The following is a 13318-nucleotide window of genomic DNA, read 5'->3' as shown; positions in this document are numbered from 1 at the left end:
TAGTTAAAATTAAAGAGCTTATTTACTATCATCTAAAAATTAGATATTGGAATTCATGTAGTAAGGTATTCAGTTCGTAATAAGCTTCCCCAAGTTTCCGCTCCAGTAACACCATCAGCTGTTAAATTATATTGTTTTTGATACTCACGAACTGCTTTTTCAGTTTCACTTCCGTAAATTCCATCCGCCCCGAAAACGGGTAAAGGAATTCCTCTGCTTAACAACCTGTTTTGCAGCTCCAGGACCTCTTCCCCTTTGCTTCCCTTTCTCAACAGTTTACGTACAGGCAGCAGTCCCCGTACTCTGGAAACTTCAAACCCTGGACATTCCGTCTGCTGGCCTTTCCATTCCCGGTGTCCTTTCACATTAGAGGTTTGAATCCCCCATCTTTTCTGCAAAGACTGTATTAAGGTAATTAACTGCTTCATCTGCTCCGTTGTAAAACTCCCGTTCCCCACTAGACAAATTCCGATATTTCCCGTATTACTTCCTTTGGTATGATAAGAAACGACCGTATCATTCCAGCAGCGTTCTATATCTCCGTTTCTGTTTATCACATAATGGTAACCAATACCCGGCCATCCCAGGTGCTGCGTATGATAATGTGCAAAAGTATCTGCACTTCCTGTATTGCCCGCACTGTGGTGAATAGTGATTCTGTTCGGCTGTCCTCCATCTTTATACCGTGCATTACTTTGCTGAACTAGCTTTCCTCGTTGATCAAGAATTTTCATATTATCTCCTCCTGCTTCCAAGTACCCGCATAACAAGAAAAAGGAGGGGATATTTAAAGCTAATTTCGAATTATTAAGTCCTATATTGCAAAGTGTAGTTAACAGGGATAGAGAGAATGAAATAAATGATCTTTCTAATTTAAAAAATACTTTTTCTACAGCCGGCTTGGAAATGGGACGGCTCTAGGGCAGGTAAGACCGAACCAAAGATCCATTCCTCCCGACGAGCCATGGGGCGGAAATGAGCTGAGATCAGTCCGCCCGGAAAGTGTACCCATGGAAACAAAAATGATGAAGAGATATTTTTGATATTATTATATTTTTTTAGAATTATTTAATTGAAGACAATCCCTTTTAAAAACGGGCCTCGTTAATTTAAATTATTTACAATGATTTAATAGATTGAGCCAATTTCATAATTACATTTTCAAGGAGAATTGAAGAACGTTCATTGATATTAAACATTTAATATTCGTTTTTAACAAGTATTCCGGAGTGACAGACGGTGACTCCCGAAGGATCAGCGCAGTCTGAAGATCCAATAAGACGAAGGTTTTTTATCGTCCTATTCAGTTGAAGACAAGCCCCCGGGAAAGCATCCGTCTATAACGAAGGGGTCCTCTATTGTTCGTTTTAAATTATCTGATTTTGTATTATGAAATTGCCTCAGGTTATGTACTCATTAAATATAAATTTTAGATCCTGAATATCAAAAAATACTTTTATTTCCAGTATAAAAAATGTCTAAAAAACTGCATGGAAAGGTTAACTTATATATAATGAGATTCGGAGCCCGGATCAACACAACTTTTTATATTTTACCTGCCTTGAAAATAAAAGTTTTGTTTTATAAAAACCATAACGCTGCTGCACTTCCAGATAGGCTTATCCAAGGGCTTGTGCTCCTTCGTTACGCAGCAGTGTTTATTTTCTTATAGTGCAAAATTTTGCATGGATGCAAAGTAATGTTCATTTAACAACATCAGTTCCATTATTTTATGAGCAAAGTTACCGAAAATTTCTATATATAGTATATTAGGTTACTGTTTGCTGAGCAGAAGTATGATTATAACTGCTTATGTTGCAAACAAACAATTAACTATAGTATAGTTAATAGTTGATTGTTTAGATGAGCCCTTGTATAAACACTGTGTTGTTTCCACTTAAGGGGTTAGGGTATATATAATAAATGAGGAGAGGTGAACACGATGAAGAAACTTACAATTGTATTTTGGGTAGCACTTGGTATATTATTGTTCTTCGTTTTATTTGGAATTATTGCCCCTTCCACATTTGAATTTTACAGCGGAGAATTAAGAGGATTTATTGCTGATACATTAGGGTGGTATTACTTACTGGTGGTCACTGGTTTTGTATTGGTATGTGGATTTATTGTTGTTAGTCCTTTTGGAAAAATCAAGTTAGGTAAGCCTGATGACAAACCGGAATATACTTATTTAACCTGGTTCGCCATGCTTTTTTCAGCTGGAATGGGGATCGGGCTTGTATTCTGGGGTGCAGCAGAGCCAATAGCACACTTTATGACAAATGCACCAACAGCAGAAACTGGATCCAGTGAAGCAATTATGGAGGCAATGCGTTTTTCGTTCTTCCATTGGGGAGTACATGCATGGGGAATTTATGCCGTAGTCGCAATGGCATTAGCTTACTTTAAGTTTAGAAAAGATGCTCCAGGACTTATCAGTGGTACACTAGGTCCTGTTCTGGGAAAATACTCACGCGGACCTGTCGGGCATGCAGTTGATATCATTGCTGTAACTGCTACTGTTGTAGGTGTTGCAAGTACGCTGGGATTCGGTGCTGTGCAGATTAATGGCGGCCTTGACTTTCTCTTAGGTGTCGGAAATAATTTTACGGTTCAGTTTATTATTATCCTAGTAGTTACGGTATTATTTTTAATTTCAGCTTATACAGGTCTTAACAGAGGAATAAAGATTTTATCCAATGTTAACTTAATTTTGGCAGTAACTTTGTTTGCATTTATGTTTGTTTTTGGTCCAACTCTGTTCAATTTAAACCTTTTTACGAACACGATTGGTACTTATATTCAGCAACTACCGAGTATGAGTTTTAGAATTGCACCTTTTGAAGAAGAGCAGAGAGCCTGGATTGATGGCTGGACTATCTTCTACTGGGCCTGGTGGATCTCTTGGGCACCTTTCGTAGGGTCCTTTATTGCCAGGGTATCCAAAGGAAGAACTCTTCGCGAATTTGTTCTGGGAGTTTTACTTGTACCTTCCATCGTTGGATTCCTTTGGTTTTCCATCTTTGGCGGTTCAGCTATCTTCCTTGAACAGAATGGAATTGCAGCAATTTCTGAATTAGCTACAGAAGAAGCACTCTTTGGAGTACTTGATAATTATCCAATGGGAGCATTTATGTCTGTAATAGCAATTACTTTAATTGCTACTTTCTTTATTACTTCTGCTGACTCAGGAACGTTTATTCTTGGGATGCAGACGACAAATGGTTCTTTAACTCCTCCTAAAACTGTAAAGTTAATCTGGGGGCTGATGCTTTCAGCAACTGCTTCTATCCTTCTTTTCACTGGAGGCTTAGAGGGACTCGAAAATGCGATGATCGTGGCTGCTCTTCCTTTCTCAATTATAATGATCTTAATGACTTGGTCATTAATTAAATCATTACGTATAGAAAAAGCAGCTTTGGATGCGGAGAGAGAAAAGAAACGCTCATAATTTTTATAGGTACTGGAGCTTTATTCTTCAGTAATGGAAAGAGGCTGGGACAAAACCCCCTCTATAAAAAAGCAGCTCTCGCCAAATTTCATTGGGGAGAGCTGCTTTTATTTATGGGAGGACGATTCTTCCACCTACAATCGCTTGCCACGGCCAAAGCTTCAGCTAACCGCCGGAAATTCGCCGGCGGCGGATCTTCTGCTCTTGCTTTCCCGCAAGCGTCTATACCGCTTTGTCTACGTTTTGTTGATAGAAAAACTTGTAACAGAAACACTCTCTTTCTTTTGTTTAGCCAAGGGAAGAAAGAGCTGGGAAGAACCCACAGCGAAGCGAGGAAGCGGAGGAGCTCGTCCACGGCAGGCCGGGTTGCAGCGAAGTTTTCTCTTTTCAAATTAGCATTAACAGAGACACTCATGCAAAATTTTTGCACCATGAAGTATGAAAATTAATACTGCTGTGTAACGAAGGAGAGGACACCCAAAGGATAAGCGCAGTTCTCGACTAATTTTGGCGGACGGTCTTTCCGCCAAAATTAGTCGAGAACAAGCCCTTGGGCAAACCTCGCCGAAAGTGAAGCAGTATGATTACTTCTTTTTAGCAAAACTTTTATTTTCAAGGTAGCTATTAAAAAAGAAATAAGCTCCTGATCGTGTACAGGAGCTTTTCAGTTTGTTAAGTAAAGATTTATTCAATTATGAATTACTATCCTTACTGGCAGCTTTATTTAAAACCGCATCGCATTCCAAAAAGGAATTATTACTTTCTTCAAATTACTTAATGGACAAACCGTATATTCTGTGGCGGCCAGAAAGTCATATTTACTCGTCCTACAATTTCCTCGGCGGGGACGTATCCAATCTGCCTGCTGTCAATACTGTTCTGCCGGTTGTCCCCTAATACAAACACATGATCTTCTGGAACCGTCTGCTCATCTGTTAAATCTTCCAGAGTGAAATCATCAGTAAAAACTTCTGATCCATTACTTCCTTTTGACTCTTCCAAAAAATCTTCTTCTACCGCTTCTCCATTTACGTAGAGGGTGTCGGACTCATATCTTAATTCATCTCCGGGTAAACCAATAATTCTTTTTATATAATCAGAGTCTTCATCTGCATGAAAAATAATTAAATCAAACCTGTCGGGTTCCATTAGTTCATAACCTATTTTATTAACAATGATTCTTTCTCCATCTCTAATGGTAGGCATCATTGACTGTCCATACACCACATAATTCGTAAACATAAACTCTCTTACTACAAAGGAGAAGACTGCTACTATGAGAACAGCCTGCATTGTACCCCAGGCAATCCGAAGCCATACCGGCTTCCGGTACATATCTTTTACTTTCCTTTTAGATTGCATTTTCATCTCCTCCAGCTTACTAGCTATTTCAATGTATCATAGTTATTAAATAGCCCTTTCTCCCAGTATTTAAACAGGTAATATTATGTACATGGCAAAATTACTACTTTTTCTTTCTATTCCTTCCTCCGCAGGGTAAAATATAGGATAGTATCTTTAACAAGAAAGCAGGTTCAGCCTTTGCGAGCTCTTATGGGATTTTTAATCACTGCGTTTTTTCTTACGTTTTCTCTAGCAGTTTCTGCACAGCTTACGGAAGAACTATCTTCTGCGCAGACGCTTCATGAAGTCCTGGATGAAAACATACAGTTTGATGATCTGCGGATCTCAACGAACAGCCAGATTCTCGATCGGGACAGGAATATAGTTTCAGATATTTATTCAGAAGAAAACCGGGTGTATCTTGATTACTATAGTATTCCCCAAGAAGTTATTAATATGTTTTTAGCAGTGGAAGACCGTTATTTTTATCAGCACGAAGGTTTTGATATCAACGGAATAGCAAGAGCGCTGCTCGTGAATCTGCAGGCACAGACGATAGATCAGGGCGGCAGTACCATCACACAGCAGGTAGCTAGAAACCTATACCTCTCCCATGAACAGACATATGAAAGAAAAATTTCAGAGCTCCTCTATGCTTATCAGCTGGAGCGTGAAAAAACAAAAGAGGAAATTCTGGAGTTATATATTAATTCAATTTACTTTGCCAATGGAGTGTACGGTTTTGAATCAGCAAGTCAATTTTATTTTAATAAGTCTTCTGAAGAACTATCTCTTGCTGAAATCGCTTATATCGGCGCAATTCCAAATAGTCCCTCCCGGTATGATCCTCTTGAGAATCCTGAAGCTACTGCAGAACGGCAGGAATATATGCTGAAGAGGATGCTTGAAAATAATTATCTTACAGAAGAGGAATTCAACGAAGCAGCGGCAGCACCCATTGAAATGAACTTGAATACCCGAATAGACAAATATCCTGATTATGTAACATATGTAAATGCAGAATTGAAGGAACTTATTTCTTCCTCAGAAGGATATTCAGAGCGCCTTGCGTCTGCTGATGAAGAAACCCGAATTGTACTGGAGGAAGAGCTTGATGAAAAAGTGAAGAGTGTACTTGGTTCCGGAATAACAATAAATACAGCGCTGGACCCAACTGTGCAGGAAGAAGTGACAAGTATTATTAACGATAGATTTTCAGGCTCCTCCATCGAAGCTGCTGCAAGTATTATTGATCATCACCAAGCGGAAATCGTTGCAATTACAGGTGGAACCAATTATAACAAATTCGATTTTCACAGAGGATATCAAAGCTTTCGTCAGCCGGGGTCCGCTTTAAAACCTTTACTCTCTTACGCTCCTTATTTAAATGAAAATCCTCTCGAAGATCCTGCTTCTTTAATTGATGCAGGCACCTTCTCCTATGACGGCTATGTTCCACGCAATTCAGGTGGTGCTGTTTACGGCGTAGTTACGCTGGAAGAGGCATTGAAGAATTCTTATAATACAGCAGCTGTAAGACTTCTTCATAAAATAGGAATTGATACCGGTTTTTCATACTTGAATAAATTTAATTTTTCCAGAATTACTGCCGAGGACCGTAAGCTTCCAGCTGCGCTTGGAGGACTTTCCCGCGGAGTAAGTGTCAACGAACTTACCCAGGCATATACTGTTTTCTCGAATAATGGTTACTATACTTCTCCACGGGCGATTCGGTCTGTTGAATCATTAGAGGGAGAAATTCTGTATGAGTGGAATATACCGGGGAAGAAAGTATACAGCGAAGAAACTTCAGCGGAAATACGTGGTATGATGCGCCAGGTTGTAACGAATGGTACTGGTAAAGGGGCCTATTATAATACGTCCGGCTACCTCGGCGGAAAAACAGGTACTACGAACGATTATAATGACCTGTGGTTTGTAGGAGCAAACAGTAATTATACAGCAGGTGTCTGGCTTGGAAAAGATCAGCCGGAAAGTATTCAGGAACAAAGCAGAAATAACAGCCATACGAATTTGTGGAGAGATATCATGCGTACACTGGAATAAAATCCTCTAACAAAAAATAATGCCTCTTTCCTCTTATACAGGGAAGGAGGCATTATTCTATAGTAAATCTTCCAGATATTTTTTGCTTTCTAATAATGCCAGGATTACAAAGGAAGACTGGATAAAACACTCATGTACAATCGAAGCAGGAGGTACCCTACGGCAATGAAAAAAGAAATCCAGATGATCATATGAAACATAATCAGACCTATTAATCCCATAGGGCTCATAGAAGCACTTACGCGGTAAACGAAAAAGATAAAATATATAAAGCATGCCAGCAGAAAAATACCAGCGAGTGCTCTAATATCTATCACAGCTATTAAAGATAATATACCTGTTACTAAAAAAATCCAGGAGCCGCCTCTAATAACTCTAATATCGACCCCTTCTTCCTCTTTAGAGAAAAAAAGCAGCGACAATTCATTAATAGTATCTGCTATCAGCTTCATTGCTGCAAAAATCATAAAATATATCAGCCAGGCGACAAAAACTAAAGCGAATACAATTCCCTGCTCTGAGAAAAATTCAGTCATTCCACTATAGATTCCGATTTCCTGCAGATAGGCACTGATAATTCTTTCTGTATAAATTCCAAATGATAAACTGAATAAAACAATTGAAATCAATGGAAAATGGCTGGTAAGATAAGCATTTCTCATAAGCTCTTTCTCCTAATCTCTATGTATAGCTTTTCTTAATAAAATGACGGTAAAAGATTCCTGTTTAATATGAACTGTATTGCATCTCTTATTCATGTGAAATTTTAGCGAATGCAGGTCCTCATTAACATGCGTTCAGCCATAGGCTTATCTAAACGGCAGCCATTCTTGTTGCATCAGCAGCATATGCTGGTAATATTCGAAGGATTCATAAAAAAGCAGCCCCTTAGTAAAGGGGCACTTCTTATCAGCATTCATTTTTATAAGTGGTGCGGTACTTCGTATTCGAATATCTTGTTGCTCTGTGTCGGACTGCTGTCCAAATTTTCTTTTCTAGGCTGATGCGCCTTCTTGAAAGCATCACTATGAATCCAGTTATGGTAGGCTTCTTTACTCTCCCATTTTGTTAAAACGACAGGATAATTTTCATCTTCTGCAGGCTGAAGAAACATAAAATCTAGACAGCCTTCTACTTCCCGCATTTTCTCTGCACTGTTAGCAAAGCGCCCTGCCACGTTGTCTCTTCCTTCTGCAGGAACATGAAGCTGGTTCATTACTACATACATATTTGTGCCTCCTCCTAATTATCATTACTTCCTTATTATAACTCTCTGCTGAATTATTTCACCACTCATAATAGTATCTGTACTTTTTTTCTTTAATTAAACATGGTATATTTTAATGTAGAGAGAAAATAAGGAGGCGGAGTTTGTGAATCTATTACTGATACTTGCAGTATGTGTTGTCTTTTTAGCGTCAATCTGGACCGGCGGTTACAACACAAAGTCTGACAGTAACTAATTTCTAAAAGCTGCAGGGGGAATCTCATCATTTATTTGAGATTCCCCCTTATTTATTTCACACTGATTTAATTGCTCACATGGGTATGAATACTTGTATAATTCTGCTGTCTCATGGCTTCATATACCAGAATGGCAGCCGTATTTGATAAATTCAGCGATCGTACAAGATTCGTTTGAGGAATTAACAAACATCTTTCTGCATTCGCTTCTGTAAGTTCCGCAGGGAGCCCTTTTGTTTCTTTGCCAAACACAAAAAAGTAATCCTTCTCCAGGTCAGAGTAATCTACTTCTGAATAAAATGTTTTGCCTATCGTTTCAATATAATAGAACTCCCCTTCAGGATAAGCCGCAATCAATTCCTCTATAGAATCGTGATGCTCCACTTTAACATTTGGCCAGTAATCGCATCCCGCACGTTTCAGCATCCGGTCGTCCGTCGAAAATCCAAGCGGATGAATTAAATGAAGTGCTGAATTGGTTCCCGCACATGTTCTGGCAATATTTCCTGTATTTGCTGGTATTTCCGGTTCATGAAGAACAACATGTATAGCCACTGTGTACACCTCTGTTTGTTTTTTAACTGTGCAATCTATCTAGGGATTTTACAAATTTAATTATTTCCTCAGCCGGCACTTCCACCCCAATTACCTGATAATAAGGGAGACCATCTAAAGGTTCTGTGAATAAATCAAACTGCCTTACAAATGTGTACTGCGTTTTCCATTCTTCTTCTTCAAGCGCAGTCCATTCTCCTACATAATTCCTTATTACCATCATGTCCTGAGAAGACAGCTGAATGTCCTGCTCTCCCCATTCCCCCTGCTTCAGATAATCTCGCAGCACTTCTTTATTTAACCCTTGTATTTTAGGATCCTGAATTAGTTCAATCGTCCCATTCTGATCATTTTTGTAGACAGCAACGACTAAGTCATCTTCATAAATTACTTCTTTTAAACTCCATTCCTTAGAAAGCTCCTGCGGCATAAGAAGCTGAAACGGGACATTCTGTTCCGCTTCAGTTAAAACTGCTTCCGGTGACTGGCAAGCGCTTAGGAAAAGGAGCAGCATCAATAATAGCAGTTTTTTCATCATTTCACCAGATTCCTTATTTCATTTATAGTTTATGCAGAGCTCCTTCAATTTCTAATAAAATTTCTTTTTTATTCATTCCTCCCCCATAGCCTACAAGTGCACCATTACTTCCAATTACTCTATGGCAGGGAATAATGATAGGAATAGGATTGCGGTTATTTGCTCCGCCAACTGCCCTGACTGATTTAGGGAGCCCAATTGCTGCCGCCACATCTTTATAAGACCTTGTCTCTCCATAAGGAATTTGCTGCAGCTGTCTCCATACTAATTTTTGAAAGAGCGTCCCTCGAAGATCAAGTGCTGTTTCAAAATTCCTTCTGCCGGAATGAAAAAACTCATTTAACTCATTTCTTCCCTGTGTCAGCCAGCCGCCATTTTCATCATAAATAAATTTGCTTCCAGGTTCATGTTTTTTCCAGGCCCGCTTCAGCGTATCCAGCATTTTCTCAGAAGATCCAAATGTAATGTTGCAGATACCTTTTTCTGTACTCGCCATGGTAAGCGGACCAATTGGCGAGGATAACTCCGTATAATATATGTTCGTCATACGTACATCCCTCCTTGAGATGAAAGATCGGCTAACGCTTTTTCTACTTCTTCCAGTACTTCCGGTGCTTCTTCCTTCGTCTTAAAGGATTGTAACAAATGCTTTGTTTCTGCAGTAGGTGCGATTTCTTTCAATGCCCATACCGCTGTGCCCCGCATCACAGGCCTCGGATCCTCATTCATTACTTTTATAATAGACGGCAGCGATGTTTCTTCTTTAAATACGGCCAAAGCTATTAAAGCGTTTCGCTGAATTGGTTTTTTCCCGCGCCAGGAGCCTGAGATTTTTCCGTATTTATTTTTGAATTCTTTATTGGATATCGTTAACAATGGTTCCAGGCTTGGCTTCACTATCTCAGGGTCAGGTTCCATCTCAGGATGTCTATGTTCATCTATTCCTTTATTTTCAGGACACACTGTCTGGCAGGTGTCACATCCGTAAAGACGGTTCCCGAGTTTTTTTCGATACCTCTCTGGAAGCATTGTTTTCGTCTGTGTCAAGAAAGCGATACACTTTGTAGCGTCGAGTTGTCCTCCCTGCACTAAAGCACCGGTAGGACAGGCATCTACACATTTATTACAGGTGCCGCATTGATCTTCTATAGGCGTATCCTCTTCCATAGAGAGCGTAGTAATCATTTCTCCGAGATATACATAAGAGCCAAATTCTGGAGTAATCACTGCGCAGTTCTTTCCGCTCCACCCAATTCCTGCTCTTTCTGCTGCAGCCCGATCTGAGAGTTCACCGGTATCAACCATAGATCTGCATCTTTCTTCAGGATACATATTTGTAATGAATTCCTCGAGAAGATTCAGCTTTCGGCGCAGTACGTGATGGTAATCCTCCCCCCAGGAAGCACGGCAGAATATTCCCCTTCTATCCCCTTTTACAGACCGGGGAGCATTTTTCATTTTAGAAGGATACGCCAAGGCGATAGAAATTACTGTCTTTGCTTGAGGAAGCAGCAGATCCGGCTTAGTCCGTTCTTCCAATGTACCTTTTTCAAAGCCGGATTGGAACCCGTTTTCCTGCTGTACGCGTAATCTTTCCTTCATCGTAACAAATGGATCAGCGGAAGCAAATCCAATCTTATCGATACCAATTTCTTTACTGTACTTAATTATTTTATTTTTAATATCGGCATTCATTCCGATCCCTCACTTTTACACAAAAAGCAGCTTCAGTCATAAATTAAGACGCCATACACTGCTGAAAGTTACAAATTTCTTAGTTCCTGGTATTACAAGTCTGAATGAAGTCTACTACTTCATATGAAGTATGTCAATTTCTCCTGGAGAAACATTTTGCTTGAAAATCATTATTTTATCTTATCATTTCAGATTTTAGACAAAAGCTTTTTATAAGTAATAGTTCGTTCATTTCTGCTGTCAGAAACCATAAAAAAACTACCCTATTGATTAACAGGATAGAGAAATTAATATATATGGTACCGGAGGCGGGACTTGAACCCGCACGCCCGTGAAGGCATTGGATTTTGAGTCCAACGTGTCTGCCATTCCACCACTCCGGCAAATATGTAATTGAATTTTGGTGCCGAGGGCCGGACTTGAACCGGCACGGTAATTAATTACCGCAGGATTTTAAGTCCTGTGTGTCTGCCAATTCCACCACCCCGGCAGGTAACTTAGGAGTTATGTACAATATAAAATTAATTTATGGAGGCGACAACCGGATTCGAACCGGTGATAGAGGTTTTGCAGACCTCTGCCTTACCACTTGGCTATGCCGCCTTATAAAAATGGAGCGGGAAACGGGATTCGAACCCGCGACCCCCACCTTGGCAAGGTGGTGCTCTACCACTGAGCTATTCCCGCTTAATATATAAAAATGGCAGGGCTAGCAGGATTCGAACCTGCGAGTCACGGAATCAAAATCCGATGCCTTACCGCTTGGCTATAGCCCTATCTTTGTTTTTAATTTTATGGGGCGGCTGATGGGAATCGAACCCACGAATGCCGGAATCACAATCCGGTGCGTTAACCACTTCGCCACAACCGCCATGCAGGAGTAGTAAAATGGTGGAGGGGGACAGATTCGAACTGCCGAACCCGAAGGAGCGGATTTACAGTCCGCCGCGTTTGGCCAACTTCGCTACCCCTCCACGTTTTCTTGCAAATAAGCTGCGAATTTCTTTGCAGGCTGCCATTTCAAACTTAATCTCAGAAAAGATAAGCTTAATATTATCAAAAGGCTTAAAACTGGTCAAGTAAGAAATGGTGCTGGCCAGAGGACTTGAACCCCCAACCTACTGATTACAAGTCAGTTGCTCTACCAATTGAGCTAGGCCAGCAAGGTAACAATGGTGGCTCGGGACGGAATCGAACCGCCGACACACGGATTTTCAGTCCGTTGCTCTACCGACTGAGCTACCGAGCCAATATGTAAATTGGTTGCGGGGGATGGATTTGAACCATCGACCTTTGGGTTATGAGCCCAACGAGCTACCAGACTGCTCCACCCCGCGGTATTATTAAAATGGTGGAGGATGACGGGCTCGAACCGCCGACCCCCTGCTTGTAAGGCAGATGCTCTCCCAACTGAGCTAATCCTCCATCTTAATGCAATAAGCTGCGAATCTCTTCGTCAACTGCACTCGTTTCCTTTTCTCACGCACCGAAGTACGCTCAAACGTCTTTTCCTTTGTTTTCTCGACCTTCTTGCCTGAAGATCATGTTTGAAAACTCGGGTGAATATCAACTACTGTGAAAATTAAGTAATGGTGACCCGTACGGGATTCGAACCCGTGTTACCGCCGTGAAAGGGCGGTGTCTTAACCACTTGACCAACGGGCCATTCTGGCGGAGAGCGAGGGATTCGAACCCTCGAGACGGGTTAAAACCGCCTACACGATTTCCAATCGTGCTCCTTCGGCCACTCGGACAGCTCTCCAGATGGCTCCACAGGTAGGATTCGAACCTACGACCGATCGGTTAACAGCCGATAGCTCTACCACTGAGCTACTGTGGAATAAAATAATAAAACTGCCCTCTCAAAACTGGATAACGGGATATGTAAAGGAATCGGTGCCTTACAATACGCTTTTTTGGTTAAGCCCTCGATCGATTAGTATCTCTCAGCTCCACGTGTCGCCACGCGTCCACCCGAGACCTATCTACCTCATCTTCTCTGAGGGATCTTACTCGCAGTAAACTGCGATGGGAAATCTCATCTTGAGGGGGGCTTCATGCTTAGATGCTTTCAGCACTTATCCCGTCCACACGTAGCTACCCAGCGATGCTCCTGGCGGAACAACTGGTACACCAGCGGTATGTCCATCCCGGTCCTCTCGTACTAAGGACAGCTCCTCTCAAATTTCCTGCGCCCGCGACGG

At 41.0% G+C, this 13318-nt stretch carries 11 protein-coding genes, 14 tRNA genes and 1 rRNA gene; 3 read left to right on the top strand and 23 right to left on the bottom strand.

Annotation, left to right across the window (positions count from 1 at the left end):
- Window positions 1-53 precede the first annotated feature (53 nt).
- The gene (locus BLP92_RS13690; protein WP_090843519.1) at window positions 54-734 is read right to left on the bottom strand and encodes a peptidoglycan recognition protein family protein; all 681 of its coding nucleotides are present in this window, start codon (window positions 732-734) and stop codon (window positions 54-56) included.
- A gap of 1208 nt (window positions 735-1942) precedes the next feature.
- On the opposite strand from BLP92_RS13690, the gene BLP92_RS13685 reads away from it, so the two are divergent.
- Together BLP92_RS13685 and BLP92_RS18130 are read left to right on the top strand one after the other, a co-directional pair.
- Window positions 1943-3451: a glycine betaine uptake BCCT transporter gene (locus tag BLP92_RS13685; RefSeq protein ID WP_090843518.1), complete on the top strand. Its 1509-nt coding sequence runs from the start codon at window positions 1943-1945 to the stop codon at window positions 3449-3451.
- 33 nt (window positions 3452-3484) lie between these two features.
- Window positions 3485-3847, top strand: coding sequence for a hypothetical protein (locus BLP92_RS18130; RefSeq protein WP_210184572.1), 363 nt, complete (start codon window positions 3485-3487; stop codon window positions 3845-3847).
- Window positions 3848-4225: 378 nt separating this feature from the next.
- Here BLP92_RS18130 and lepB read toward each other — a convergent pair whose 3' ends face one another.
- The gene (gene lepB, locus BLP92_RS13675; protein ID WP_244516857.1) at window positions 4226-4813 is read right to left on the bottom strand and encodes a signal peptidase I; all 588 of its coding nucleotides are present in this window, start codon (window positions 4811-4813) and stop codon (window positions 4226-4228) included.
- 180 nt (window positions 4814-4993) lie between these two features.
- Here lepB and BLP92_RS13670 point away from each other — a divergent pair, with 180 nt between their 5' ends.
- Window positions 4994-6862, top strand: a complete 1869-nt coding sequence (locus tag BLP92_RS13670) for a transglycosylase domain-containing protein (protein ID WP_090843516.1) — start codon at window positions 4994-4996, stop codon at window positions 6860-6862.
- A gap of 104 nt (window positions 6863-6966) precedes the next feature.
- Here the strand turns inward: BLP92_RS13670 and BLP92_RS13665 are convergent, their stop codons facing one another.
- The 21 genes from BLP92_RS13665 to BLP92_RS13565 all read right to left on the bottom strand — a co-directional run.
- Window positions 6967-7524 carry a DUF5366 family protein gene (locus tag BLP92_RS13665; RefSeq protein ID WP_090843515.1) on the bottom strand — a complete coding sequence of 186 codons (558 nt, stop codon included), beginning with the start codon at window positions 7522-7524 and terminating at the stop codon, window positions 6967-6969.
- 260 nt (window positions 7525-7784) lie between these two features.
- A complete protein-coding gene (locus BLP92_RS13660) occupies window positions 7785-8090 on the bottom strand; it encodes an antibiotic biosynthesis monooxygenase family protein (protein WP_090843514.1) in 306 nt (101 codons plus the stop codon).
- 302 nt (window positions 8091-8392) lie between these two features.
- Complete coding sequence (gene trmL, locus BLP92_RS13655; RefSeq protein WP_090843513.1) at window positions 8393-8881, bottom strand: tRNA (uridine(34)/cytosine(34)/5-carboxymethylaminomethyluridine(34)-2'-O)-methyltransferase TrmL; 489 nt, start codon at window positions 8879-8881, stop codon at window positions 8393-8395.
- Window positions 8882-8903: 22 nt separating this feature from the next.
- Complete coding sequence (locus BLP92_RS13650; protein WP_090843512.1) at window positions 8904-9419, bottom strand: hypothetical protein; 516 nt, start codon at window positions 9417-9419, stop codon at window positions 8904-8906.
- Between the two features lie 22 nt (window positions 9420-9441).
- A complete protein-coding gene (locus tag BLP92_RS13645; RefSeq protein WP_090843511.1) occupies window positions 9442-9966 on the bottom strand; it encodes a methylated-DNA--[protein]-cysteine S-methyltransferase in 525 nt (174 codons plus the stop codon).
- Window positions 9963-11114 carry a tRNA epoxyqueuosine(34) reductase QueG gene (gene queG / locus BLP92_RS13640; RefSeq protein WP_090843510.1) on the bottom strand — a complete coding sequence of 384 codons (1152 nt, stop codon included), beginning with the start codon at window positions 11112-11114 and terminating at the stop codon, window positions 9963-9965. Before queG ends, BLP92_RS13645 begins: the two co-directional genes overlap by 4 nt.
- Window positions 11115-11411: 297 nt before the next feature.
- Window positions 11412-11497 (bottom strand) — tRNA-Leu (locus BLP92_RS13635).
- An 18-nt stretch (window positions 11498-11515) separates the two neighbouring features.
- Window positions 11516-11604 (bottom strand) — tRNA-Leu (locus BLP92_RS13630).
- Between the two features lie 39 nt (window positions 11605-11643).
- A tRNA-Cys gene (locus BLP92_RS13625) sits at window positions 11644-11717 on the bottom strand.
- A 9-nt stretch (window positions 11718-11726) separates the two neighbouring features.
- A tRNA-Gly gene (locus tag BLP92_RS13620) sits at window positions 11727-11801 on the bottom strand.
- Between the two features lie 14 nt (window positions 11802-11815).
- A tRNA-Gln gene (locus BLP92_RS13615) sits at window positions 11816-11890 on the bottom strand.
- 19 nt (window positions 11891-11909) lie between these two features.
- A tRNA-His gene (locus tag BLP92_RS13610) sits at window positions 11910-11985 on the bottom strand.
- A gap of 18 nt (window positions 11986-12003) precedes the next feature.
- Window positions 12004-12088 (bottom strand) — tRNA-Tyr (locus BLP92_RS13605).
- 113 nt (window positions 12089-12201) lie between these two features.
- Window positions 12202-12277, bottom strand: a tRNA-Thr gene (locus tag BLP92_RS13600).
- A 10-nt stretch (window positions 12278-12287) separates the two neighbouring features.
- Window positions 12288-12363: transfer RNA gene (locus BLP92_RS13595), tRNA-Phe, on the bottom strand.
- Between the two features lie 11 nt (window positions 12364-12374).
- Window positions 12375-12451: transfer RNA gene (locus tag BLP92_RS13590), tRNA-Met, on the bottom strand.
- A gap of 12 nt (window positions 12452-12463) precedes the next feature.
- Window positions 12464-12539, bottom strand: a tRNA-Val gene (locus BLP92_RS13585).
- Window positions 12540-12704: 165 nt separating this feature from the next.
- Window positions 12705-12779 (bottom strand) — tRNA-Glu (locus BLP92_RS13580).
- A 4-nt stretch (window positions 12780-12783) separates the two neighbouring features.
- Window positions 12784-12876, bottom strand: a tRNA-Ser gene (locus BLP92_RS13575).
- Between the two features lie 3 nt (window positions 12877-12879).
- Window positions 12880-12954 (bottom strand) — tRNA-Asn (locus tag BLP92_RS13570).
- A gap of 76 nt (window positions 12955-13030) precedes the next feature.
- A 23S ribosomal RNA gene (locus BLP92_RS13565) occupies window positions 13031-13318 on the bottom strand; the annotation flags it as partial.

Origin of the sequence: Alkalicoccus daliensis, assembly GCF_900103955.1 — a bacterium.
Classification (GTDB): domain Bacteria; phylum Bacillota; class Bacilli; order Bacillales; family Salisediminibacteriaceae; genus Alkalicoccus; species Alkalicoccus daliensis.
This window is presented reverse-complemented; position numbering and strand designations above follow the sequence as displayed.

What these genes read in the sequence shown, in the direction of transcription:
- BLP92_RS18130 (WP_210184572.1), top strand. Translation starts at nt 3,485, where the DNA reads ATGGAAAGAGGCTGGGACAAAACCCCCTCTATAAAAAAGCAGCTCTCG.
- BLP92_RS13685 (WP_090843518.1), top strand. Translation starts at nt 1,943, where the DNA reads ATGAAGAAACTTACAATTGTATTTTGGGTAGCACTTGGTATATTATTG.
- lepB (WP_244516857.1), bottom strand. Translation starts at nt 4,813, where the DNA reads ATGCAATCTAAAAGGAAAGTAAAAGATATGTACCGGAAGCCGGTATGG.
- BLP92_RS13665 (WP_090843515.1), bottom strand. Translation starts at nt 7,524, where the DNA reads ATGAGAAATGCTTATCTTACCAGCCATTTTCCATTGATTTCAATTGTT.
- queG (WP_090843510.1), bottom strand. Translation starts at nt 11,114, where the DNA reads ATGAATGCCGATATTAAAAATAAAATAATTAAGTACAGTAAAGAAATT.
- BLP92_RS13650 (WP_090843512.1), bottom strand. Translation starts at nt 9,419, where the DNA reads ATGATGAAAAAACTGCTATTATTGATGCTGCTCCTTTTCCTAAGCGCT.
- BLP92_RS13660 (WP_090843514.1), bottom strand. Translation starts at nt 8,090, where the DNA reads ATGTATGTAGTAATGAACCAGCTTCATGTTCCTGCAGAAGGAAGAGAC.
- BLP92_RS13690 (WP_090843519.1), bottom strand. Translation starts at nt 734, where the DNA reads ATGAAAATTCTTGATCAACGAGGAAAGCTAGTTCAGCAAAGTAATGCA.
- BLP92_RS13645 (WP_090843511.1), bottom strand. Translation starts at nt 9,966, where the DNA reads ATGACGAACATATATTATACGGAGTTATCCTCGCCAATTGGTCCGCTT.